Here is a 22,777-nt window from a genome sequence, read left to right as displayed (position 1 = left end):
CCAAAAAGGCGCACGGGCGGCGGAGCCGCCTACAGCCGCTCGAGGTCGTCGAGGATCAGGTTTGCGCCGGTGAGGCCGATGCCGGTGATCCACACCCGGTAGTCGGTCTGGCGGACACCGTCGCGTCGTGACGGCCCCATCTGCCCGATGAGTACGGGGTCGATCCCCAGTTCTCCCGGTGCGGACGTGTTGGCGACGAACGCGATGTCGGAGTCGATCTGGGCGACGTTCTCGAGCGAGATCTCGGACATGTCGTTCTTCGCGTCCCACGGCTGCCCGGTGATGGTGTAGCCGGCCGCGGTCAGCACGGAACCGGAGAACGTGCCGGGTCCGTGCAGGCGCAGACCGTCGTCCATCACGCGGATGACGTGCGCGGTGCGTCCCCGGTTGGTTTCGGTCAACGCGGCGGCGCGGGCGTGGAACGCCGACAGCTTCTGCTCGGCTGCTTCCGTCTCACCCATGGCCTCGGCGAACAACCGGAGAGTCCCCTGCCAGTCGACCGCAGGCGACACCGAGAAGACGGTGGGCGCGATCGCGGACAGCGCGTAGTACAGGTCGCCGTGCCGCTGCTTGCTGCTGAGGATGAGGTCGGGCTGCAGCGCGGCGATCGCCTCGAGGTTCGGTTCGGCGATCGATCCGACGACGGTGGTGCTGTCGAGACCGCCGCCCAGGTAGGCGGGCAGCGCGTCGGCGGAACCGGCCTGAGCAGCCCCGACCGGTGTCTTCCCGAGCGTGACGACGGTGTCGATAGGCAGGCTGTCGAGGGCGACGATGCGACTGGGCCGGTTGCTCACCGTCGTCGTGCCCATGGCGTGGGTGACGGTGCGCTGGGCGCCGCTGTCACTGCCGGTTGCCGCGTCGGGTCGCGCGCAGGCGGCGGTGAGGGCGGCCAGTGCGGCTGCTCCCAGCCCGGCCCCGAATTCGCGTCGCGTCAGGGCGTCGACGATCTCCTGCCATTGGACGTCGGTGACATTCGGAGAGCACGTGGCTGAACGCATCCTGGACCTCGATCTCGAAGGGGGTAGAAGATAGGCGAACCTAACCTTATACAGTCTGCTGCGTGAGCGTGCAGACGACGATGTCGCCCGAGGGGTGGAGGCCACCGGCCTGCGCGGCGCTCTCCCGGTCACTCCAGGAGCCGTTGTGCGGCACCGCGCCCCGGGTGCGCGGCTGGCTGCTGATCGAGCAACCCGGACCGTGGGGCCGCGACCGGCTCCGGCAGAGCCGCCTCGACCCTGTCCTGGGCGACGCGCTCGCCGCCCGGTGCGCCGACGCGGGAGTGCGTCCGGTGCTGATCCGCACCCGGCAGCGCCGCGACGTCGCCGCCGGACGTCACGTCTACCTCGTGCGTCCCGGACGAGCCGACGGCTGGGCGGAGCGTCTGCTGGTGCGTGAGGACCGGGAGCTGCTCGACCTCGATCTCGACCTGCCACCCGGAGTGGGGGAACGCCTCGACCCCACCGAGTCACTGTTCCTCGTCTGCACCCACGGCAAGAAGGACGCCTGCTGCGCGTCGTTCGGACGCCCCGTCGTCACCGGCCTCGGCCACCGCGACGGACGGGTCTGGGAGTCGACGCACGTCGGCGGCGACCGGTTCGCCGCGACCGTGGTGTGCCTGCCGTCGGGCATCTACTACGGCCGGGTCACCGCGGAGTCCGCGGAACACATTGTCGCCGAACACGATCGCGGACGCGTGGTGCTCGAGCACTATCGCGGCCGGTGCGCCGACGACCCGGTGATGCAGTTCGCCGAGCACACCGTGCGGGCCGAGCGGTCGCTGCTCGGACTCGACGACGTGATCCCGCTGTCGGCGGTCCCACGCCCGGACGGCGACACCGACGTCCTGGTCCGGCATCCGGACGGCACCGACCTGGTCCGGGTTCGCACGACCCGCGCCGAACCCCGCCTGACCGCCTGCAGCGCGGGTGTCGTGGACAGCCCGGACCGGTTCGAGGCGGCTCCGCCACCCGTGCGCCGTTCTGGTAGCTAGGGCAACCAAAAAAGGCGCACGGGCGCGAAGCGCCCCTTGCGGCAGGAGGTCTCGTTTGCGGTTGCGCCGGCGACTCGTGGTGTTCACGCGGAATTCACCGCGCCGATTCATCGGCACATTCATCCCCAGCTGTGGAGAAACCTGTAGATGAATGCCACCAACATGATTCGGACCGAGGCTAATTCGGCCGAATCGTCATCGGTGGCTTCGCGACGAGGCCTGACGGCGGTTGCGCGAGCCGATCATCCACCGACCCGTAGGTGAGTGAGAAAGTGCGTCAACAGGTACATTCTCACGCACCTGTGCGCGGCGCCGGGTAGAAGGGACTTCGACGTTCATGGCCACAGTGACCTATGACGGTGCCACCTGCCTGTTCCCCGGCTCGGACAAACCGGCCGTCGATACGCTCGACCTGAAGATCGAGGACGGTGAGTTCCTGGTCCTCGTCGGCCCGTCCGGCTGCGGCAAGTCGACGTCGCTGCGGATGCTGGCCGGGCTCGAGGACGTCCACAGCGGACGGATCCTCATCGGTGACCGCGACGTCACCACCCAGGAACCCAAGGAACGCGACATCGCGATGGTGTTCCAGAACTATGCGCTGTACCCGCACATGTCGGTGGCCGAGAACATGGGTTTCGCGCTCAAGCTCGCCGGCGCCGCGAAGGACGACATCCGCACGCGTGTGGAGGAGACGGCGAAACTCCTCGACCTCGAGCCGTACCTGGACCGCAAGCCGAAAGCGCTGTCCGGCGGTCAGCGGCAGCGTGTCGCGATGGGACGTGCCATCGTCCGGCAGCCGCAGGTGTTCCTGATGGACGAGCCGCTGTCCAACCTCGACGCGAAGCTCCGCGTGCAGACGCGCACCCAGATCGCGCAGCTGCAGCGCCGGCTCGAGACGACGATGGTGTACGTGACGCACGACCAGGTCGAGGCCATGACGATGGGCGACCGGGTGGCGGTGCTGAAGGACGGGGTTTTGCAGCAGTGCGCGTCGCCCCGCGACCTCTACAACCGGCCCGCCAACGTGTTCGTCGCCGGCTTCATGGGGTCGCCGTCGATGAACCTCTTCACGCTGCCGATCACCCCCGACGGGGTCGTGCTCGGCGACGCGACCATTCCGCTGCCCCGGCAGCTGCGCGCGGATACCGACGAACGTGAGGTCGTCGTCGGGATCCGCCCCGAACACCTGGAACTGTCGACCACCGGTATCCCGATGGAGGTCGCGGTGGTGGAGGAACTCGGATCCGACGCCTACATCTACGGCCGCAGCACCGTCAACGGGGAGACGCAGCAGTTGGTGGCCCGCGCCGACTGGCGGAACCCGCCCCGCAAGGGTGACCTGGTGAAACTGCACGTCGACCCGTCCCAGGTGCACCTGTTCTCGGCGTCCGAGGGCTACCGGCTGAGCTGAACCGGCGGTGAACGGAACGGCTCGTGACCGATTCAGGTCGGGGGTAATGCGGCACTTCGACGGTGTTCCATGCCACAGTATGTTCCGACACCGCGCCGGTGCCGCGAGTTCTGTCGTGCCGGTAACGGGTTCATCCACATCTACCTACGGGGAGACTCCATGGTTCAGATTTCGAGAGCGGTCCGGCGCGCCGCGGTGTTTGCCACCGCTGCCTCGCTGGTCACGCTCACCGCTTGCTCGAGCGACAGCGGCAGCGACTCCACGTCGGAGAACCTCGACGGTCGCGGACCCATCACGTACGTCGAGGGCAAGGACACCACCGAGACCGGTGTCGTCCGCCAGATCATCGACGCGTGGAACGCCGAGCACCCGGACGAGCAGGTGACGTTCAAGGAGCAGTCGAATGACGCCGATCAGGCGCACGACGACCTGGTCCAGCACCTGCAGGCCAAGCAGTCCGACTACGACGTCGTCGCGCTCGACGTCCCCTGGACCGCGGAGTTCGCGGCCAAGGGCTGGCTGCAGCCGCTGACCGGCGAGTTCGCGGTGGACAACACCGGAATCCTCCCCGCCACGGTCGACAGCGCCACCTACAACGGCACCCAGTACGCCGCGCCGAAGAACACCAACGGCGGCCTGCTGTACTACCGCAGCGACCTGCTGCCCGCCGCACCGAAGACGTGGGCCGAGCTGGCCGCCGCGTGTGAGGTCGCGAAGACCAACAACATCGACTGCTACGCCGGTCAGTTCGCACCGTACGAGGGCCTGACGGTGAACACCGCCGAGGTCATCAACGCGTACGGCGGCTCGTTCGTCGGCGAGGACGGCAAGACGCCGACCGTCGACAGCCCCGAGGCCCGCGCCGGCCTGCAGGTTTTGGTCGACAACTTCAAGAACGGTGACATCCCGGCCCAGGACACCACGTTCAAGGAGCCCGAGAGCCAGAAGGCGTTCGAGGACGGCAAGGCGTTGTTCCTGCGCAACTGGCCGTACGTGTACGGCACCGCCGACAAGGATTCGTCCGCGGTCAAGGGCAAGTTCGCGGTCGCCCCGCTGCCCGGCAAGGACGGCATCGGCGCCTCGACCCTCGGTGGCTACAACGCGGCCATCAGTGCGTACTCCGAGAACAAGGCCACGGCCCGCGACTTCCTGACCTTCCTGCAGGGTGAGCAGGCGCAGCGGATCATCGCCACGGGCTCGCTGCCGCCGGTCCGCGCCGCACTGTACGACGACCCGGAGATCATCGCGGCCTACCCGTTCATGCCGACGCTGAAGGTGTCGATCGAGAACGCCGTCCCCCGTCCGGTCACGCCGTTCTACCCCGCCGTGTCGAAGGCCGTGCAGGACAACGCCTACGCTGCCATCAAGGGTGAGAAGTCGGTGGATCAGGCGATCACGGACATGCAGTCCGGCATCCAGTCCGCAGGCTCGTAGAGCACAGGAGTGAACATGGCCGTTCCGACTGGGACCACCAGTGGAGCGCCGACCCGTCCCGCGGCCGGGGATAACGACCCCGGCCGCGGTTCGCGTGAGGTGAGCGAGAACAGGCGACGCTTTGGGCTGAGCAGTCGCCGCGCGTGGCTGTTCGTCGTCCCGACGCTGGCCGTGCTGGCCGTCGTCATCGGCTACCCGGTGATCCGGGCAGTGGTGATGTCGTTCCAGAAGGACGCGGGACTCGATCCGTCGACTGGCATGTTCGTCGAGGGCGGCTGGGCCGGATTCACCAACTACACGCACTGGATTCTGCAGCAGTGCACCTCCCCGAGCGGCGTGGCCGTGGCGTGCCCGCCCGGCACGCTCGGCTCGCAGTTCTGGTCGGCCGTCGGGAACACCGCGTTCTTCACGGTCGTCACGGTGGGCCTCGAGGTCGCGATCGGCCTGTGGATGGCGATCATCATGGGCAAGACGTTCAAGGGCCGCGCACTGCTGCGTGCGGCGGTCCTGATCCCGTGGGCCATCCCGACCGCGGTCACCGCCAAGCTCTGGTACTTCATCTTCGCCTACGACGGCATCGCCAACCGCCTCCTCGGCACCGAGATCCTGTGGACGTCGGACGCCTGGCCCGCGCGATTCGCGGTGATCATCTCGGACGTCTGGAAGACCACCCCCTTCATGGCCCTGCTGATCCTCGCCGGCCTGCAGATGATCCCGCAGGACGTGTACGAGGCGGCGCGGGTCGACGGCGCCTCCGCGTGGCAGCGGTTCCGGCAGATCACGCTCCCGCTGGTGAAGCCGGCGCTGATGGTCGCGATCCTGTTCCGCACGATGGACGCCCTGCGCATGTACGACCTCCCCGCCATCCTGACCGGCGGCAACCCTGCCACCACGACGGTGTCGATCCTCGTGGTCGACCAGGTGCGGCAAGGGTTCAACAGCGCGTCCGCGCTCTCCACCATCACGTTCCTCCTGATCTTCGCGGTGGCGTTCGTCCTCGTGAAGTTCCTCGGTGCCAACGCCGTCGAGACTCAGGAAGCCCAGCGAAAGGGGCCGAAGTCGTGACCCATCGCGCCCCGGAACTCGAACTCCCGAGCAGGCCCGTCCGCCGCAACCGTCCGAAGCGGTTCGCTTTCAAGAACTCCCGCATCTACATCGGTGTCGCGATCATCCTCGTCTGGGGGCTCGCACCGTTCTACTGGATGATGGTGACGGCGTTCCGCGACCCCGACTACACGTTCGACACCACACCCTGGCCCACGCACGTCACGCTCGAGAACTTCCAGAACGCGCTGTCGACGAGCAGCGGCAACAACTTCACCCGGGCCGTCGTCAACAGCATGATCATCGGCGGTATCACCACCGTCGTCGCCCTCGCCGTCGGCATCTTCACCGCCTACGCGCTGGCCCGCATCGAGTTCCGGTTCAAGTACGTGGTGGTCGGGATCGTGCTCGGCGCGTCGATGTTCCCCGTCGTCGCCCTCGTCACTCCGCTGTTCCAGCTGTTCACGAACATCGGCTGGATCGGCACCTACCAGGCGATGATCATCCCGAACATCTCGTTCGTCCTGCCGCTCACCATCTACACGCTGACGTCGTTCTTCAAGGAACTCCCCTGGGAGCTCGAGGAGGCGGCCCGGATCGACGGCGCCAGCCGCGGTCAGGCGTTCCGTCTGGTGATGTTGCCGCTCGCGGCGCCCGCCCTGTTCACCACCGCCATCCTCGCGTTCATCGCGACCGTCAACGAATACCTGCTCGCCAGCCAGCTCTCCAGCGATGCCACCGAACCGGTCACGGTCGCGATCGCCCGGTTCTCCGGCAACGACCCGCACGTCGTGCCGTACGCGGCGATCATGGCGGCGGGCACGATCGTCACCATTCCGCTGGTGATCATGGTGCTGCTGTTCCAGCGTCGCATCGTGTCGGGTTTGACGGCCGGCGGCGTGAAGAGCTGACGGTCGAGCGGAGCGAGGGGAAAGGTGTCGGCCATGCATCCGGTGGCGAAGCGGCAGCGGCTCGAGGTTCTGATCGGCGTCCTCGGGTTCTTCACGGTGATGGCGTTCATCGCCGCTGTCGTCGAGGTCGTCCGCGGCGACCCCGGCGTCACCCCCGCGCTGGTGTTGCTCGGATGCCTGGTGCTGTCGGGGCTGGCGATCGTCGCCCGGAATCGGGTGCACTGAAACAGTACGGTCGGTATGAACAGTACGGTCGGTATGGATATTTGCTGACCGTTAGCGCGGCGAGCGTCACACTCGAGGCCGTTCACATAACATACGTACGGGTGGGTGCGATGATCCTCCGTGACCGGATAACTGACCGGGAGTGTGGAAGTGAGTTCTGGCAACGACGCGACGGGCAATCATGCCTCCGAACCGGGGGGCACACCGCCCGTGGACGACGGTGCGGCTGACACGACCACTCCACCACCGGACGGGCAGAAGAAGCGCAACCGGTGGCGCACGGTCCGCCGGGTCAGCCTGGTCGTGATCGCGTTGCTGCTGGTCGTCCCCCTCGTCGGGTTCCTGGTCAGTTACGTCCGCGCCGAGGTCCCGCGCCCGTCGGACATGAAGACCAACCAGGTGGCCACCGTCTTCGCCGCCGACGGCACCACCGAGCTGACCAAGGTGATCCCGCCGGAGGGCAACCGCACCGAGATCGCGCTCGACGCCATTCCCCAGCACGTCCGCGACGCCGTCCTGTCGGCGGAGGACCGCAACTTCTACTCCAACCCCGGCTTCTCCGTCACCGGGTTCATGCGTGCCGCCCGCGACAACGTCCTCGGCAAGGAAAGCGCGGGCGGCGGGTCGACGATCACGCAGCAGTACGTCAAGAACGTGCTGGTCGGCGCGGACCGCAACGTGTACCGCAAGATGCGCGAACTCGTGATCTCCACCAAGATGGCCCGCGAGTGGTCCAAGGACGAGATCCTCGCCGCCTACCTGAACACCATCTACTTCGGGCGCGGCGCGTACGGCATCGAGGCGGCGTCGCGCGCCTACTTCGACAAGCCGGTCGGCGACCTGTCGGTGGCCGAGGGCGCGGTGCTCGCCTCCGTGATCCAGAGCCCGTCCTACCTCGACCCCGAGGCCAACCTCGACCAGCTGCAGGCCCGCTGGAACTACGTCCTCGACGGCATGGTCGCGATGGGTGTGCTCGCTCAGCAGGACCGCAGCGCGACCGAATTCCCGGTCACCGCCCCGTCCAACCGGCCCACCGACGCCAACTCCGCGCCGGGGCCCGACGGCCTGATCCGCAACCAGGTGCTGCGCGAATTGTCGGACGCGGGGATTTCCGAGCAGACTCTCAACACCGAGGGTCTGCAGATCACCACCACGATCGATCCGAGGGCGCAGCAGTCCGCGATCGACGCCGTCCACGACAACCTCGAAGGGGAGGATCCGGGGCTGCGGACCGCGGTCGTGTCGATCGATCCCCGCACCGGCGGGGTGCGCGCGTACTACGGCGGCGAGGACGGCGCCGGCTTCGACTACGCCCAGGCGCCGTTGCAGACCGGGTCGTCATTCAAGGTGTTCGGCCTGGCCGCCGCACTGGAACAGGGCATCCCCCTCTCCGCCCGCTTCAGCAGTGCACCGCTGACGGTCGGCAGCGTGCAGATCGGCAACGTCGAGGGCGAGTCCTGCGGCACGTGCACCATCGCCGAGGCGACGAAGCGGTCGCTGAACACGAGCTTCTACCGGTTGATGATGTCGCTGGACAACGGTCCGCAAGCCATCGCCGACGCCGCCCACAAGGCGGGGATCCCGGAGTTCATCCCCGGGGTGCAGGGCAAGACGCTCAGCGAGAACGGCGGCGAACCCGAGGGCGGGATCGTCCTCGGCCAGTACCTGTCGCGGCCGATCGACATGGCGTCCGCGTACGCGACGCTCGCGGCGTCGGGCATCTACCACCAGCCGTACTTCGTGCAGCGGGTCGTGACCGCCGACGGCGTCGTGCTCCTGGACCGTGCGCCGAGCCCGGGTGAGCGCCGGCTCGATGCCGCGGTGGCCGACAACATCAGCCAAGCTCTGATGCCGATCGCCTCCTACTCGCGTGGCCACGCCCTGGCGGGGGGACGCCCGTCCGCGGCGAAGACCGGCACGGCGCAGCTCGGGGACACCGGCGAGAACAAGGACGCCTGGATGGTCGGTTACACGCCGTCGCTGGCGACGGCGGTGTGGATCGGCAAGGCCGACGCCACCGCCATCAACAACAGCTGGGGCGGGCTGATCTACGGTTCGGGTCTGCCGTCCGACATCTGGAAAGACACGATGGACGGCGCCCTCGAAGACACCGATTGGGAAGACTTCCCGTGGCCCGACCCGATCGGCGGCCAGGCCGGTGTGCCCACGTGGTCCGGTCAAACCAGCGGCGACGGAACGGGACCCGGCACCAGCGGGGTTGTCCCGCCGCCCGGTGCCCCCACCCCAGCGCCCGTCGAGGTTCCGCCCCCGGCCGTCCCGGTCCCGCCCGTCCCCCCGGTGCCCGCACCCGTCCCGGCGCCGACCCAGATCGAAATCCTCCCGGGCGTCATCATCCCGCTGCCGGGTTAGCCGAGGTTCTGAATCCCGCCGCGCGGCGGAGTCCTGTTCGGCAGCACCACAACCCGCAGCGCGGCGCGGAGGCTTTCCTTCGTCTTGGCCCAGGCCGTCGCCTCGTCCTCGCACATGTCGGCCTCTTCGGGCTCCTCGTCGCGGGCGAGTTCCGCGTTGTGACGCCACTCGAACTCCTGCTCGGTGCAGAGCCGGAGGAACTCGAGGATGGTGTCGCGGTCGCGTCCGCAGATCTCCGCCACGTCGTCCGGGTCGAGCCCGCTCTCGGAGTCGAGGTGGATCAGCGTCACGAGGGCGGCCGGGAACTCGTCCTCGCATTCGTGGTCGGCGTACGAGGACGTGGCGCCGGGCGTGGAATTGAGTTTGCCGCCGAGCTTTTCGGCGAACGCGTCGTCGACGGTGTCCACGAAATGCTCGAACATCCGGAACACCGACACCAGATGATCGGCGACGAACGGTGACCCGTCGACGCGCATGACGGCGACCACGTTGTCGACGATGAGCAGGAACTTGATGTCGGGCCACTGGCGATTGAGGTCGGCGAGCGCTTCCGCGGTGCGCGTGCGATCGCTGATCGTGTGGACCACGCGGGCGAACACCTCGACGCGGGCGTCCTCCTCGATCACCCGCACATACGTGGGGAGGTCGCCGACCCAGACGAGGATGTCGCCGTCCGCGTCCTTGCCCGGTGCCTGCTCGAGCATCGATTCGACCGCGGCATCGACACGGTCGCGCAACCCGGCGCCGTCACGTAGCTGGGCCGGGACGTCAGCAGAGCCGAACTCCGGAGTCTCGTCCCGGCCACCGGTGATCGCCTTCAGGAACGAGGGATGCAGAAGGTCCCAGATCTCCCGGAACACGGTGACCGTCATCGACGCCAGCAGGTGGGCGTCCTCCCGGTCGGCGTCGAGGTAGTACGACGCGGAACCGTTGCCCTCGTCGGCGTGCTCGCACAGGTCGGGGCGGTTCCAGCCGAGCTCGATCAGCCGATCGTGCTCCTCCTCGGTGAGCGCCCGCGCCGGGTGCAGGAAGCGGTTGGACGGCACCTCGCACCGCACCTTGTCGCCGGCCCACGCGAAGAATCGCACGCACGCGGCGGTCTCGACGAGGCCGTCGTCGACGCTGTCGTACTGCGACTGCAGCACCAGTTCGTCGTCGTCCTCCATAGCGTGCACGTACCCGGTCAGACGGTCCTGGAGCTCGGTCCAAGCGTCGTCGATCTCTCGATCGAAAGTGTTGTCGGACATCACGCCTCCCTCGATGAATCCTGGGTGTCACCGTAGAGGGAGGGTCTGACAAGAAATCGAACACAAAGGCGAATGCACCTTTCATCGCCGTGAAGACGACGAAAGGTGCATTCGCCCGATATTGCTGCGTGGTGAACTACGCGTCGATGATGAACGCCTCGAGCTCGGTGCGAGCCTTGTCGTCCGCCATCTGGACCGGCGGGGACTTCATCAGGTACGCGGACGCCGGGTAGACGGGTCCACCGATGCCGCGGTCCTTGGCGATCTTGGCTGCGCGGACGGCGTCGATGATGATGCCGGCCGAGTTCGGGGAGTCCCAGACCTCGAGCTTGTACTCCAGGTTCAGCGGAACGTCACCGAAGGCGCGACCCTCGAGGCGGACGTACGCCCACTTGCGGTCGTCGAGCCAGCCGACGTGATCCGACGGGCCGATGTGCACGTTGCCCGGACCGAGGTCGCGCGTCAGGTTCGACGTCACGGCCTGCGTCTTGGAGATCTTCTTCGACTCCAGGCGGTCACGCTCGAGCATGTTCTTGAAGTCCATGTTGCCGCCGACGTTCAGCTGCATCGTGCGGTCGAGCTGCACGCCGCGGTCTTCGAAGAGCTTCGCCATCACGCGGTGGGTGATGGTGGCGCCGACCTGCGACTTGATGTCGTCACCGACGATGGGGACGCCGGCGTCCTTGAACTTCGCAGCCCACTCGGGGTCGGAAGCGATGAACACGGGCAGGGCGTTGACGAACGCGACATTCGCGTCGATGGCGCACTGGGCGTAGAACTTGTCGGCGTCCTCGGAACCCACGGGAAGGTACGAGACCAGCACGTCGACCTTGGCGTCCTTGAGAGCCTTGACGACGTCGACGGGCTCGGCCTCGGAGATCTCGATGGTCTCGGCGTAGTACTTGCCGATGCCGTCGAGGGTGGCGCCGCGCAACACCGGAACGTCGGCCGGCGGGACGTCGGCGATCTTGATGGTGTTGTTCTCGCTGGCGAAGATGGCCTCGGACAGGTCGAATCCGACCTTCTTGGCGTCGACGTCGAACGCGGCGACGAACTGGACGTCGCGCACGTGGTACTTGCCGAACTTGACGTGCATGAGGCCGGGAACGGTCGCCGTCTCGTCGGCGTCCTTGTAGTACTGCACGCCCTGAACCAAGGACGAGGCACAGTTCCCCACGCCCACAATGGCCACGCGCACCGCGGTGCTGTTCTCACCCATGGTCGGGTTCTCCTTTTTTCTTAGGTGTTGCTGTCGATTGCTCGGCGGCGATCAGCTCGTTGAGCCAGCGCACTTCACGCTCACTGGATTCGAGACCGAGCTGGTGGAGCTGCTTGGTGTAGCGATCCAGCGTGCCGCTCGCTTTTCCGATCGCGTCGCGAAGCGCCTCGCGGCGCTCCTCGACCTGGCGTCGTCTGCCTTCGAGAATCCGCATCCGCGCCTCTGCGGGAGTGCGGCTGAAGAAGGCGAGATGAACGCCGAATCCGTCATCGGTGTAGTTCTGCGGACCCGTGTCGGCGACCAGTTCCTTGAACCGCTCCTTGCCGATCGGCGTGAGCTGGTAGACGCGGCGGGCGCGACGCTTGACGGTCCCCGGAGGGCCTGCGTCCTCGGCGATCAAACCGTCTGCCTGCATGCGTCGGAGCGTCGGGTAGAGGGAACCGTACGAAAAGGCGCGAAATGCACCCAGCAGTCCCGTCAACCGTTTGCGCAGCTCGTATCCGTGCATGGGTGACTCGTGGAGCAGCCCGAGAATTGCCAATTCGAGCACGTCCACCCCCTGAGTCGCCCGACCTAACCGCGTGATGCGATTCAAAACTATATCGCACCGATATATAGGAGGATACGCGCGCTCGATACATGGGACAAGCCGTCACAGGTTGTTAACACAGGTCCGGGTGTCCGGCTGCGTCGCCGAATGTCACACCGGTGCCGTCTGACTGAACGAATGTCACATCGGGCGACCAACCAGCGGCCGACGGATCCCAGCGGGCACGACCCCGGACGCTCAGTCCTCGTAGGGGTAGATGTCGAACGGTTCGCCGTCGAATCCGACGACCATGTGTCCGGTGTGGCCGGCGGCGTTCTTCACGTGGATGGAGATGGTCGGCGGTCCGTCGTCGGACCCGGGTTCGTACCGGAAGGACACGATCTCCACCGCACCGTCGGGGACGCGCAGGGTTTCGGGTGCCCCGGCGAGCAGGCGGGCGATCGCAACCTGGTCGACGGTGCCGAGGTCGAAGGACTTCTCGTCGTCGGATCGGGTGGAGGAGCTGCCCCAGTCGTCGAATTCGCCGTCGTAGAGGTAGGAGTCGGATTGCCGGGCGTTGCCGGCGGACGGCCGGTCGAAGACGGCGTGGGCCGGGTAGAGGCCGAGTTCGTCGGCGACGGTGTCGCGGTATTCGGCGCGGTACTCGTCGAGGAAGAAGTGCAGCCCGGCGCCGGTGGTGAGGTTCGGCACCGATTTCGCCGGGCCGAGGTCGCTGTTCGCGACGGCTCCGGCGATGGCGCCCACGGCGGCTGCGGCGACGACGAGGACCGCGGCATACACCCACCGCCGCGACGATCGGCGGCGTCGCGGCGACACGACGGGGCTGGCCGCGAGCCGGCTGGGGATCTGGAGGTCCCCGATGAGGCGGTCCAGTTCGTCGAACGTCTTCGCCCGCATCGCCGTGGAGGTGCGGGAGGCGTGTTCCTCCGCGGACAGTTGCCCGTCGGCGAGTGCGGCGTCGAGCATCCCGCAGGCGTCGGCGCGGTCGGAGTCGCGGGCACGGATTCCCGCGAGTGTGGTCCTGGGCATCTGCGTCCTATCGACCGAAGGGGTAGACGCTCAAAGGCTCACCGGACGAGGCGAGTTCCATGTGTCCGCTCTCGCTGAATTCGTTCGTCACGTAGATCGACACGCTGGGGCCGTCCTCGTCGGCCTCGAACGAGATGTGGCTGACTTCTCCGTCGGGGACGTTGAGGCTCACCGGGGCACCCACGACCGTTCCGCCGATCCGATCGAGGTTCAGCGTCGACAGGTCGAACACGGGTGTGTCGACCTTCCGGGTGGTCGGGGTACCCGACGGCGTGAACCCGCCGCGGTAGTCGTAGCGGACCATCCGGTTCGGTTCGAGGGGAAGCGCGCGTTCGAGGCTGGCGTGGCCGCCCTCGTAGAGGGTGAGGTCCTCGACGATCAGGTCGCCGAACTTGGCGCGGTACCGGTCGAGGAACACCTTCATGCCCTCGGGGGTGACGGGATTCGGCGTCGCGACGACCAGCGGTTCGACGGAATCGAAATCGACCTGCTGCGCGACGGGGGTCACGGTGGCCTGCGCGTCGTCGCTGTCGACGAGCGTGAAGGCGCCGACGGCCGCCACCACTGCAGCGACGGCGACGGCGGCCGGGAACCATTGCTTGGCGGTGTCGCGTGGGGGACGTGCGTCCGGTGGTGCGTCGGCGGGCCTTTGCAGGTCACTGACCAGGACCTCGAGGTCGGCGAGGGTGCGCGCCTCCGCGGCGAGTTCGGACATCGCGCGGTGTTCCGCCTCGTTGATCTGGCCGTCGCCGAACGCGGCGTCGAGCAGTGCGGACGTGTTCGCTCGATCGACGTCGCGTGCCCGCGTGTTCGGTGGGTATCGGCTGGCCACGGGTGGATCTTAGAACTAGTTCGCGGGGTTCACCTGCCATACGTCTCCGCCGAGCGTCGCCCGCAGATAGCCCCCGCCGGTCTGTTGCTTGTCGTAGACGTACACGTTGATCGTCGGTCCCTTGCCGCCGTCGGCGAGGAGAACGTGCCCGATGGTGCCGTCCGGGACTCCGACCAGCCGGGGTGCGTCGGCGATGAGCGCGACGAGGGCCGGCACGTTTACCTGCGCGAGGTCGACCTCGCCGGTTCCGGGGAGGCGCTGCGTGCGGATGCCCGACGTCTTGAACCCGCCGCGGAAGTCGTACCGGTCGACCTTGTCGGGCGCGTCCGGGGCTGTCCGCGACAGGATCGCGTACTCGTCGTACAACCCCAGTTCGTGGACGGTGAGGTCGCCGAACCTCTGCCGGTATTGCTCGAAGAGGGCGTGGATCCCGTCCTGGGTGAGGGGCTGCGCCTGGCCCACGATGATCGGTTCCACCGCGGGCACCTCGACCTCCGGCTGGGCGAGTGGCTTGTCGACCTGCACCGGGACCGGTGGCGTGGCGGGGTCCGGGCCGTCCTGCTCGGTGAGCGCGAGACCGACCGCGCCGACCGTGATCACCGCACCGCACGCGAGCGCGATCCGCAGCGCCCGGCGGGGCGATCCCGGTGTCCGGACAGGTGCCTGTGCGGTGATCGACGACGGCAGCTGCAGGTCGCTGATCAGCAGGTTCAGTTCGGCGAGGGTCTTCGCCGACATGGCCTGGGCGGTGCGGTCGTGGTACTCGCCGGCGCCGAGCTGCCCGTCGGCGTAGGCGGCGTCGAGCTGGCTGCATGCGTTGACCCGATCGAGGTCACGTGCGCGAGTCTGCGAGGACGGTCCTGAGGCCACACCGGCATCGTAGTGCGGCAACCGTGTTTGACCAGCGTCACTCGACCGACCCCTTCTCTCCGGACGCGACGCACGTACTCTGGTCTCCGTGCGGATACAGCGGCAGGTGGTGGACTATGCGCTTCAGCGCCGGTCACTCCTGGCCGAGGTCTACTCGGGCAGGACAGGTGTCACGGAAGTGTGTGACGCCAGCCCCTACCTGCTTCGTGCCGCAAAGTTCCACGGCAAGGGCAGTGATGTGGTGTGCCCGATCTGCCGTAAGGAGCAGTTGACTCTGGTCTCCTGGGTCTTCGGTGACAAGTTGGGCCCGGTGTCGGGTTCGGCTCGTACGGCCGAGGAGCTGGTGCGTCTCGCGTCCACTCAGGAGGAGTTCTCGGTTCACGTGGTCGAGGTGTGCCGGACATGCAGCTGGAACCATTTGGTCCAGTCCTATGTTCTCGGTACCGTGCCCGAACCGAAACGGCCCAGGCGTTCGTCGCCACGGCCGCGGCCTCCGAGCCGTCGAACCGCGAGCGAGTAGACACGCCCGAACACGGACGCGGGCAGAAGAGTGCCCACAGACGTAACGCAGGACTGAAGCCGGTCCACAACCACTGGAGATTTGTACGTGAGTTCCCCCCGCAGCAACGCCCCGGGTGATCGACCGAACGGACCGAGACGACCGAGTGGCCCCCCGCCACAGGGACGCCCCGGAGGTCCACCACCCCGCGGCGGACAGCCTGCGGGTGGGCCCCCGCCGGGCCGATCGGGCGGCCCGCCGCCGCGTCGGATGCCGCCTCCGCCCCCGCAGGGTGGTGGCCGTCCCCCCGGCCCGCCGCCTCGTCGTCCCGGTCCGCCGCCGCAGGGTGGTGGGCGTCCGCCGGGTCCCCCGCCGCGTCGTCCGGGCCCGCCGCCCGGACGCCCCGCAGGCGCGCCCCCGGTGGCGCGTAACCAGTCGGGTCCCGGTGGGCGCCCGCCGGGACCTCCGCCGTCGAACGGTCGCAAGACCGGCGGCGGCCGCGGTGGCGAACCGCCCAAGGGTGGAAAGAAGGCGGCTGTGAAGAAGTCGCGGTGGAAGATCGTTCGCCGGACGGCGTACGCGTGCGTCGCGATGGGTCTGATCATTCCGATCCTGCTGTTCATGGCGGCGTACGTCGTCCAGGACGTCCCGCGGCCCGGCGACCTCAAGACCAACCAGGTGGCGACGATCTACGCATCCGACGGAACGTCGGTGCTGAGCAAGGTCGTGCCGCCGGAGGGCAACCGCACCGAGGTGACGCTCGACCAGATCCCGAAGCACACCCGTGACGCGGTGCTCGCTGCCGAGGACCGGGACTTCTACTCGAACCCCGGCTTCTCGATCGGTGGGTTCGCGCGTGCCGCCCGCGACAACGTCCTGGGCAAGGACAGCGCCGGCGGTGGCTCGACCATCACGCAGCAGTACGTCAAGAAGACGATGGTCGGTTCCGAGCGTTCGCTGACGCGAAAGATGAAGGAACTCGTCATCTCGTCGAAGATGGCCCGCGAGTGGTCCAAGGACGACATCCTCGCCGCGTACCTGAACACCATCTACTTCGGGCGTGGTGCGTACGGCATCGCGGCCGCGTCGAAGGCGTATTTCAACAAGCCCGTCGACCAGTTGACGGTCGAGGAGAGCGCGGTGCTGGCGTCGTCGATCCAGCTGCCGTCGCTGCTCGATCCGGAGAACAACCCGGAGGGTGCGCAGGCGCGCTGGAACTACGTCCTCGACGGCATGGTGTCGGCGGGAACTCTGGAGCAGTCGGCCCGGTCGGTGATGCAGTACCCGCCGTACGTGCCGATCGCGCAGGTCGACAACGGCAACCAGGACTCCGGGCCGGAGGGCCTGATCAAGAACCAGGTTCTGCGGGAGCTGGGTGAGGCGGGGATCAGCGAGCAGCTGCTCAACACCGAGGGCCTCGAGATCACCACGACGATCGACCCCGTCGCCCAGGCGGCGGCGGTGGATTCGGCGCGCTCCAACATGGAGGGTGAGCCGGAGAACCTGCGGACCGGTGTCGTGTCGGTCGATCCGAAGACCGGCGCGGTGCGCGCGTACTACGGCGGCGAGGACGGCGGCGGGTACGACTTCGCGAACGCGGGACTGCAGACCGGTTCGTCGTTCAAGGTGTTCGGTCTCGCCGCGGCCCTGGATCAGGGCATTCCGCTGTCGCAGATGTACGACAGCTCGGAGCTCACGGTCAACGGCATCACCATCAGCAACGTCGAAGGCGAGGGCTGCGGCACCTGCACCATCGCCGAGGCGCTGAAGCGTTCGCTGAACACCAGCTTCTACCGTCAGGAACTCGAACTCGACGGTGGACCGCAGGCGATCGCCGAGATGGCCCACAAGGCGGGCATCCCGAAGGAGATCCCCGGCGTCGGGCCGTCGCTGACCGAGCCCGACGGCAGCGGTCCGAACAACGGCATCGTGCTCGGCCAGTACCAGTCGCGGGTCCTCGACATGGCGTCGTCGTACGCCACGTTGGCCGCCTCGGGTACGTACCACGCGCCGCACTTCGTGCAGAAGGTCGTCAGCGCCGACGGAACGGTCCTGCTCGACCGCGGCGGCGACACCGGTGAGGACCGCATCGACAAGGACGTCGCCGACAACGTGACGTCGGCGATGGAACCCATCGCCGGGTACTCGCGCGGCCACAACCTGGCGGGCGGACGCCCGTCGGCGGCAAAGACGGGTACCGCGCAGCTCGGTGACACCGGCAAGAACAAGGACGCCTGGATGGTCGGGTACACCCCGTCGCTGTCCACGGCGGTCTGGGTGGGCACCACGGACGGTCAGGCGCTGGAGAACAGCGGCGGCGCCATGATCTACGGTTCCGGTCTGCCCTCCGACATCTGGAAGGACACGATGGACGGCGCCCTCGAGGGCACGGACGTCGAGAAGTTCCCGAAGCCGGGTGCGATCGGTGGCCAGTCGGGTATCCCCGCCTATTCGGCACCGGCACCGACCAAGACGTCGGCGCCGCCGACGAGCACGTTCCAGCTGCCGACGGAGCTCGTGCCGCCGGTGGTCGTGACGCCGTCGCCGGTCGAGATCCTGCCCGGGATCACCATTCCGATTCCGGGTCTGGCACCGAGGCCGACCACCGCGGCCCCGGCGGTTCCGGAGGAACCGGAGACGACGACGCCGCCGAACGCCGGTAACGGCAACGGCCAACAGCAGGTTCCGGCCCGTTAACGGCGACCGGTAGCCTCGCGGAGTGGCCGACAACCCTGACGCGCACGCCGTCCGCGACGCGGGTGAGACGGGATTCGTCTCGCCCGCGCCGCTGGCGAAGGATCGGCGTTCCGCGGATTGGCGGGACCTTCCCGGGCGCACCGACCCGCTGACCGCCGACCTCTCCGGGGTGATCGGTGGTCCGGTCGGACGGCATGCGGTCGTCGGGCGCAGCCGGTTCTTCACGCCGATGCGCGCCATTCTGTTGCTGGCGATCGTGTTTCTCGCGCTCGGCTGGTTCGCGAAGGCGCCGTGCATCCAGCAGGCGCCGGTCGGCGAGAACGGCGCGCTCGGGCTCGACTGGAGTGGCAGCCGGCAGTACGTCGCCATGTGCTACTCGGACACGGTCCCGCTGTACGGGGCGGAACGGCTGAACGAGGGCGCCTTCCCTTACAAGAAGTGGTGGGAGGAAGACGCCGGCAACGGCCAGACCCAGCGCCGCTACATGGAGTACCCGGTGATCTCCGGGCTCTACCAGTACGGCGCGATGACGATCGCGAAGTCGTGGGATGCGGTGCACTGGCTGCCCGGTGCGCTGCAGGTAGCGATCTATTTCAACGTCGTCGCGTTCGGTCTGGCGCTGGCGTGGCTGGTCACCGTCTGGGCGAGTGCGCTGCTGGCCGGACGGCGCATCTGGGACGCCGCGCTGATCGCAGTGTCCCCGCTGGTGATCGTGCACGTGTTCACGAATTTCGATCCCCTCGCAACGGCTTTCGCTACGGGTGGGCTGCTGGCGTGGTCGCGGAAACGGCCGGTTCTCGCCGGAATCCTGCTCGGGCTCGGTGGTGCCGCCAAGCTGTATCCGCTGCTGCTCCTCGGACCTCTGCTGGTGCTGTGCCTGCGCACGGGCAAGGTCCGTGAGTGGTCGGTGACGGCGCTGACCGGTATCGGCGCGTGGCTGGCGGTCAATCTGCCGATCGCCCTGCTGTTCCCACGCGGATGGGCCGAATTCTTCCGGCTCAACTCCGAACGCGGCGCCGACCCGGACTCCGTCTACAACGTCATCTCGTCGTTCACGGGCTGGACCGGATTCGACGGGATCCTGTCGGCCGGTCAGGCGCCCACCGTGCTCAACGCGGTGTCGTTCCTGCTGTTCGCCCTCGTGTGTGTCGGGATCGGGTACATCGCGCTGACGGCGCCGCGACGGCCGCGGCTGACCCAACTGTGTTTCCTGCTGGTCGCGGGTTTCCTCCTCACCAACAAGGTGTGGAGCCCGCAGTATTCGCTGTGGCTCGTCCCGCTGGGTGTGCTCGCGTTCCCGCACCGGCGGATCCTGCTGGCCTGGATGACGATCGACGCGCTGGTGTGGGTGCCGCGGATGTTCTACTACCTCGGCGTGTCCAACAAGGGACTCCCCGAGCAGTGGTTCACCGCCGCGGTGGTGGTCCGCGACATTGCGGTCGTGGTCATCTGCGCGCTGATCATCCGCCAGATCTACCGGCCCGGCGAGGACCTCGTGCGATACGGCTTCATCGACGATCCGGCGGGCGGCGTGCTCGACCAGGCGCCCGATGCGCAGCCGCGGTGGCTGCCCGCCTGGCTACGGCCGCGGCCGCCGGTAGAATCGGCTCCCGCTCACAGCGTTTAGGGCTTCGACAGCACCAGCGCCGCCCCGACCGCGAACACCGCGATCGACAGGCCGAGGGCGATGGCGCGGATCGACCACTGTCGGGCGTCGGCGGCGGCGCGCACCGAAAGGTCGTATTCGCCCCGCTCCCACAGTCGGTGGACGGTGAGCGAGCGCAGCAGTGCGACGATGCCGAACGGCACGAACGCGATGATCGCAACAATGGCCAGCGGCAGACTGCTGGCGGGCGGCGGTGCCAGCGGCCCGCTGTGGTCCGCCGAGGTGTCCTGCTGCTGCGACGTCATGCGTTGCCTCCCCGTGGTGGAGCCCACGACCGTGGGCGACGAGGTGGAGTATAGACCGTCGAGATTCCCGACTGTGCAGTGCCTTTCGCGCGGCGGGCGGTAACGGTCCGGTTATCGGCCGGTCTCCACGGCGGGCGGATGAGCCCGGGCGGCGACCCACGCCGCCACCTGCGTGCGGGAGCTGACGGCCAGCTTGTCGAAGATGTGCTCGACGTGTCCGTCGACGGTGCGCCGCGAGATCACCAACGACTCGGCTATCTGCCGATTGCTGAGGCCCTGGGCGAGCAGGCCGGCGATTTCCTGTTCCCGTTTGGTGAGCGGTGACGCCTCGGCGCGAGGTGCCCTGTGCTCGGTGGGGGTTCCCAGTGCGAGGTCGACGGCCTCCTCGATCGTGAGCCGGACTGCAGGCGTTGCGAGCTGGGCGAACTCGTCCGGTCCCACGATGCGGGCCGCGGTGCGCTCCGACGAGAGGGAGTCGTCGGTGATGTGCGGGCCGAACGCCGCGACGGACGTGCCCAGCCGATGCCACACACCCTTCGCGGCGCCGCACAGCCTCGCCGCCGCGTTCGCGTCACCGCTCGACGTGGCTACCCACGACAGCACCTCGATCGACAGGGCCGTGCAGATCTTGTCCTTGAAGTCGCGCTGGATCCGCAGTGCCTGCTGGGCAGCGTCGACGGCATCGTCGCCCCGGCCCAGGTGAAAGTACGCGACGCTCGAAACCCACAGGGCGTAGGCCTTGTTCCACTTCTCGCCGTGCGCGTCCGCCACCGCGATCACGTCGCGGCACGTCTCGAGGGCGTCGTCGAGTCGCCCGTCGTAGGTCTGCGCCATGCCCATCTCGAACGATGCGGTCAGCACCGAGGCCGTGTCGCCGACGGCGCGGTGAACGGCGATGGCATCACGGAACAGTCCGATGGCGTCGTCGGGGCGGCCGGAGAACACGGCGTGGATCCCCGCCCAGTGGTCGGCGTGCGCGCGCAGTCGTTCGTCACCGAGCGCGGTCGCGATCGCCGTGCACTCGTCGAGGTGCTCGCGCGCGGCGTCGCGGTCGCCCTGGATCAGCGCGGTCCACGCGGTCACCCACAGCACGTCGCCCCGTTCCCGGGTGGGTTCGGTGAGCCGTAGCAGTATCCGCTCGAGCCGGGTCCTCCCGTCGGACAGGTTGCCGCCCGCGATCCAGTGGTACCGCAGCGAGACGGCCAGTTCCGCGGCCGCCGCCCGCTGCGAGTCGTCGTGCAGCGCCCAGTCCAGGGCGGCCACGAGGTTGGGGTGGTCGATCCGCAGTTCCGCGAGGATCTCGGATTGTCCTGGCCCGCACCAGTCGAGCGACGACCGGCGGGCACGCTCCGAATAATGCTCGAGATGTCGCCGGTACAGCTCGTCGCGCTCCCCGCTCAGCTCGAGGAGCTCGTGCCCGTACTCCCGCACCGTCATCAGCTGCGAGTAGCGGAGACGCTCGGTCGAACGGTCCACGGTGACAAGACATTTTCCGACCAGGCGGTCGAGAACGTCGATGACCGGCGAGTCCGACAACGCACCGAACCCGCTGATGGCTTCCGCGGCTTCGAGATCGAAGCTTCCGGGGAACACGGCGAGCCGCGACCACAGCAGCCGCTCGGTGTCCGAGCACAGTTCGTAACTCCAGTCGATGAGGGCGCGCAGCGTCTGCTGGCGGGGCATCGCCGCCCGGTCACCGCCGGTGAGGAGTGCGAAACGCTGGTCGAGTCGTTCGACGAGCTGCGACGCGGACAGCGACCGCAGCCGGGCCGCGGCGAGTTCGATGGCGAGCGGGATCCCGTCGAGCTGATTGCACAGCTGCGCGATGGCGGGGGCGTTCGCGTCGGTGAGGCGGAAGTCGGCGACGACGCCCTGCGCGCGCTCGACGAGCAACGACACCGATTCGAACGGGGCGATGTCCGCGGCGCGGCAGTCCTCGATGTCACCCGGAGTGCTCAGTGGCGGAAGGAGGTACGTGAATTCGCCGGCGATCCCGAGCGGTTCGCGACTCGTGGTGAGGATCCGGACCTCCGGCGCCGAGGCGAGGACGGCACCGACGAATTCGCTTGCCGCGGACAGTAGGTGCTCGCAGTTGTCGAGGACGACCAGCATGTGCCGGGACTGCAGTTGGTCGATCACCTTGTCCATCACCGCACGGCTCGACTGGTCGGTGACGCCGAGGGCGGCCGCGGCCGCGGAGGGCAGCGCGGCGGGATCGCGGACGGGTGCGAGGTCGATCCACCGGACGGAATCGCGGAAGGCACGCGCGGAGCGGACCGCGAGTTCCTCGGCCAGCCGCGTCTTGCCCACGCCGCCGGCACCGAGCAGCGACACGAGCCGGGATTGCTGCAGTCGTGCGCGGGCTTCCTCGATCTCGCGGCGCCGGCCGACGAAGCTGGTCATCGACCTCGTGAGTTCTCTCGAGCGAGTCAGTGGATTTCTCCCGTGTCCGGTTGGCCAGGTGTGGAACGAAACCTACCCCCATCGAATGTGACGGACAACACAGGTAACCGAGGGGGTGTTTTACCCGGTGTGGGG

19 protein-coding genes are annotated in these 22,777 nt (G+C 68.0%); 10 read left to right on the top strand and 9 right to left on the bottom strand.

Going from position 1 to position 22,777, the window contains the following annotated elements; all coding sequences use genetic code 11:
- Positions 1-29: 29 nt before the first annotated feature.
- Positions 30-998, bottom strand: coding sequence for an ABC transporter substrate-binding protein (locus ACLIVD_RS35920; RefSeq protein ID WP_491931617.1), 969 nt, complete (start codon positions 996-998; stop codon positions 30-32).
- Positions 999-1,060: 62 nt separating this feature from the next.
- Between ACLIVD_RS35920 and ACLIVD_RS35915 the strand changes: the two genes are divergently transcribed.
- The 7 genes from ACLIVD_RS35915 to ACLIVD_RS35885 all read left to right on the top strand — a co-directional run bounded on the left by ACLIVD_RS35915 (position 1,061) and on the right by ACLIVD_RS35885 (position 9,385).
- Positions 1,061-1,990 (top strand): ferredoxin family protein, encoded by a 930-nt coding sequence (locus ACLIVD_RS35915; RefSeq protein WP_491931616.1) that lies wholly within the window; start codon positions 1,061-1,063, stop codon positions 1,988-1,990.
- A 337-nt stretch (positions 1,991-2,327) separates the two neighbouring features.
- Entirely contained in the window at positions 2,328-3,401 is a 1,074-nt protein-coding gene (locus tag ACLIVD_RS35910; RefSeq protein WP_283352219.1) for an ABC transporter ATP-binding protein, read from the top strand.
- Between the two features lie 159 nt (positions 3,402-3,560).
- Positions 3,561-4,835, top strand: a complete 1,275-nt coding sequence (locus ACLIVD_RS35905) for an ABC transporter substrate-binding protein (protein ID WP_491931615.1) — start codon at positions 3,561-3,563, stop codon at positions 4,833-4,835.
- Between the two features lie 15 nt (positions 4,836-4,850).
- Positions 4,851-5,900 (top strand): carbohydrate ABC transporter permease, encoded by a 1,050-nt coding sequence (locus tag ACLIVD_RS35900; protein WP_491931614.1) that lies wholly within the window; start codon positions 4,851-4,853, stop codon positions 5,898-5,900.
- Positions 5,897-6,790: a carbohydrate ABC transporter permease gene (locus ACLIVD_RS35895; RefSeq protein ID WP_005249640.1), complete on the top strand. Its 894-nt coding sequence runs from the start codon at positions 5,897-5,899 to the stop codon at positions 6,788-6,790. The genes ACLIVD_RS35900 and ACLIVD_RS35895 overlap by 4 nt, the downstream gene beginning before the upstream one ends.
- Positions 6,791-6,823: 33 nt before the next feature.
- Entirely contained in the window at positions 6,824-7,015 is a 192-nt protein-coding gene (locus ACLIVD_RS35890; RefSeq protein ID WP_105420079.1) for a hypothetical protein, read from the top strand.
- 150 nt (positions 7,016-7,165) lie between these two features.
- Complete coding sequence (locus ACLIVD_RS35885) at positions 7,166-9,385, top strand: transglycosylase domain-containing protein (RefSeq protein ID WP_491931613.1); 2,220 nt, start codon at positions 7,166-7,168, stop codon at positions 9,383-9,385.
- Here ACLIVD_RS35885 and ACLIVD_RS35880 read toward each other — a convergent pair.
- The 6 genes from ACLIVD_RS35880 to ACLIVD_RS35855 all read right to left on the bottom strand — a co-directional run bounded on the left by ACLIVD_RS35880 (position 9,382) and on the right by ACLIVD_RS35855 (position 15,132).
- Positions 9,382-10,632, bottom strand: coding sequence for a T3SS (YopN, CesT) and YbjN peptide-binding chaperone 1 (locus tag ACLIVD_RS35880; protein ID WP_491931612.1), 1,251 nt, complete (start codon positions 10,630-10,632; stop codon positions 9,382-9,384). The genes ACLIVD_RS35885 and ACLIVD_RS35880 overlap by 4 nt on opposite strands.
- Positions 10,633-10,768: 136 nt before the next feature.
- A complete protein-coding gene (locus ACLIVD_RS35875; protein WP_491931611.1) occupies positions 10,769-11,851 on the bottom strand; it encodes an inositol-3-phosphate synthase in 1,083 nt (360 codons plus the stop codon).
- Positions 11,844-12,401 (bottom strand): PadR family transcriptional regulator, encoded by a 558-nt coding sequence (locus tag ACLIVD_RS35870; protein ID WP_005264441.1) that lies wholly within the window; start codon positions 12,399-12,401, stop codon positions 11,844-11,846. Before ACLIVD_RS35870 ends, ACLIVD_RS35875 begins: the two co-directional genes overlap by 8 nt.
- A gap of 237 nt (positions 12,402-12,638) precedes the next feature.
- Positions 12,639-13,430, bottom strand: coding sequence for a DUF1707 SHOCT-like domain-containing protein (locus tag ACLIVD_RS35865; RefSeq protein WP_491931610.1), 792 nt, complete (start codon positions 13,428-13,430; stop codon positions 12,639-12,641).
- 7 nt (positions 13,431-13,437) lie between these two features.
- Entirely contained in the window at positions 13,438-14,262 is an 825-nt protein-coding gene (locus ACLIVD_RS35860; RefSeq protein WP_491931609.1) for a DUF1707 SHOCT-like domain-containing protein, read from the bottom strand.
- 15 nt (positions 14,263-14,277) lie between these two features.
- Positions 14,278-15,132: a DUF1707 SHOCT-like domain-containing protein gene (locus ACLIVD_RS35855; protein WP_283352214.1), complete on the bottom strand. Its 855-nt coding sequence runs from the start codon at positions 15,130-15,132 to the stop codon at positions 14,278-14,280.
- Positions 15,133-15,220: 88 nt separating this feature from the next.
- On the opposite strand from ACLIVD_RS35855, the gene ACLIVD_RS35850 reads away from it, so the two are divergent.
- From ACLIVD_RS35850 to ACLIVD_RS35840, 3 genes are all read left to right on the top strand, one after another.
- On the top strand, positions 15,221-15,652 hold the full coding sequence (locus ACLIVD_RS35850; protein ID WP_029539769.1) for a DUF5318 domain-containing protein: 432 nt from the start codon (positions 15,221-15,223) through the stop codon (positions 15,650-15,652).
- A gap of 399 nt (positions 15,653-16,051) precedes the next feature.
- Positions 16,052-18,328 carry a transglycosylase domain-containing protein gene (locus ACLIVD_RS35845; RefSeq protein ID WP_349307496.1) on the top strand — a complete coding sequence of 759 codons (2,277 nt, stop codon included), beginning with the start codon at positions 16,052-16,054 and terminating at the stop codon, positions 18,326-18,328.
- A gap of 22 nt (positions 18,329-18,350) precedes the next feature.
- On the top strand, positions 18,351-19,955 hold the full coding sequence (locus ACLIVD_RS35840; RefSeq protein ID WP_283352213.1) for a glycosyltransferase family 87 protein: 1,605 nt from the start codon (positions 18,351-18,353) through the stop codon (positions 19,953-19,955).
- Here ACLIVD_RS35840 and ACLIVD_RS35835 read toward each other — a convergent pair.
- Positions 19,952-20,239, bottom strand: coding sequence for a CD225/dispanin family protein (locus ACLIVD_RS35835; protein ID WP_009476441.1), 288 nt, complete (start codon positions 20,237-20,239; stop codon positions 19,952-19,954). The two genes, ACLIVD_RS35840 and ACLIVD_RS35835, sit on opposite strands and share 4 nt — an antisense overlap.
- Before the next feature lie 111 nt (positions 20,240-20,350).
- Positions 20,351-22,642 (bottom strand): ATP-binding protein, encoded by a 2,292-nt coding sequence (locus ACLIVD_RS35830; protein ID WP_283352212.1) that lies wholly within the window; start codon positions 22,640-22,642, stop codon positions 20,351-20,353.
- Positions 22,643-22,777: the final 135 nt, after the last annotated feature.

The sequence above is a fragment of the Rhodococcus sp. G6(2025) genome (genome assembly GCF_058628105.1).
The sequence above is the reverse complement of the archived record's forward strand: the minus strand, read 5'-3'. Positions and strand labels throughout refer to the sequence as shown.